The following is a 1,343-nucleotide window of genomic DNA, read 5'->3' on the forward strand; positions in this document are numbered from 1 at the left end:
GGCCCCGGCGGACGCCCGGCCGTCGTCGCCGACCTGACCGACGACCCGGGGCCCTGGCTGATCCGGCTGCTGCTGGCCGTCAACGCCGACCGGCTCGCCGTGATCGTCGACGCCGGCCATCCCGACCTGCGCTCCCCCGGCCCGGCCGGCGCACTGCGGGCGAAGTGGACGGCGACGCCGGAGCACGACGCCTCGCCCGCCGGTGGCTCCCGTACGCGGCTGGTGACGTTCGCCGCGACCGACCTCGCGGACCTGCGTCCGGGTGAACGCCTCGCCCGGTGGCTGCTCGACCGTCCGCACGGCCGGCTCGGCAACATCTGGCGCGACGGCCTGATCGGGTTCACCCGGGAGGGCAGCGCCCGCACCCTGACCCAGCGCGAGGCGATGTCCCTGGTCCGCGGCGCCGCAGGCGACCCCGACCTGCTCACGGCCCGCCTGATCGACCTGCCCCGGCGGACTCTCGCCGCGACCCTCGCCGCCGCGGCGGCCACCGTCGCCGCCGCCACCACCGAGCCCGCGTCCTGACGTCGGTCCCGTCCCGGCAGGCCGGCGCCGGATGGTCATGTCACATCCCGGGTGGCGGCCCCGTCCAGGTCGAGGAAGGGTCGCCAGTGGGGCGGTCCGGAGCCGGCGGGCACCGCCGGACGCAGAGGGAAGGACGCGACGACGATGACGCAGCGACTGAACATGGCCGAGCTCGCCCCGGAGGGGTACAAGGCGATGCTGGGCCTGGAGGGGTACGTCCGCAAGAACGTCGACGCCACGCTGCTGGAGCTGGTGAAGCTGCGGGCCTCGGTGCTCAACGGCTGCTCGTACTGCGTGGACATGCACAGCCGGGACGCGCTGGCGGCCGGTGAGTCGTCGCGGCGCCTGTTCGCCGTCTCCGCGTGGCGGGAGGGCCCGTTCTTCGACGAGCGGGAGCGCGCCGCGCTCGCGCTGACCGACGAGGCGACCCGGCTGGGCCCCGACGGGGTCAGCGACGACACCTGGTCGACGGTGACGAAGCACTTCTCCGACCGGGAGGCCGCCGACCTGATCCTCGCGATCGCGACGATCAACAGCTGGAACCGCATCGCGATCCCGTCGCGCACGCAGCCGCCGACCGACTAGGGCACCCGGGCCCCCGGATCGACCGAACAGGCCAGCGCGGGCGGGCCGTCGTGGCGGGGGAACGGCGGCGGGACGTGCTGGTGGGAACGGGCGCACGGGACACGTGTGAAGGAGGCCATGGCGCGAAGGTCCGGGTGGGACGCGGCGCCGTTACTACGGTGAAACCCGTACTGCTACTACGAGCCGTAGAAGCGGAGCTGGTGCCCGGATGGACGTCCTCCCCACCGACCGTT

1 protein-coding gene and 1 pseudogene are annotated in these 1,343 nt (G+C 74.4%); both read left to right on the plus strand.

Annotation, left to right across the window (positions count from 1 at the left end; genetic code table 11):
* Positions 1-525 (plus strand): annotated as a pseudogene (locus tag MXD58_RS27670) (bis-aminopropyl spermidine synthase family protein); the annotation flags it as partial.
* 144 nt (positions 526-669) lie between these two features.
* Positions 670-1,110, plus strand: a complete 441-nt coding sequence (locus tag MXD58_RS27675; protein WP_248837283.1) for a carboxymuconolactone decarboxylase family protein — start codon at positions 670-672, stop codon at positions 1,108-1,110.
* Positions 1,111-1,343 lie beyond the last annotated feature (233 nt).

This window comes from Frankia sp. AgKG'84/4 (assembly GCF_023242965.2).
Taxonomy (GTDB): domain Bacteria; phylum Actinomycetota; class Actinomycetes; order Frankiales; family Frankiaceae; genus Frankia.

Bases quoted from the DNA above. Each gene is read 5' to 3' on its own strand.
- MXD58_RS27675 (WP_248837283.1), top strand. From the start codon at position 670: ATGACGCAGCGACTGAACATGGCCGAGCTCGCCCCGGAGGGGTACAAG.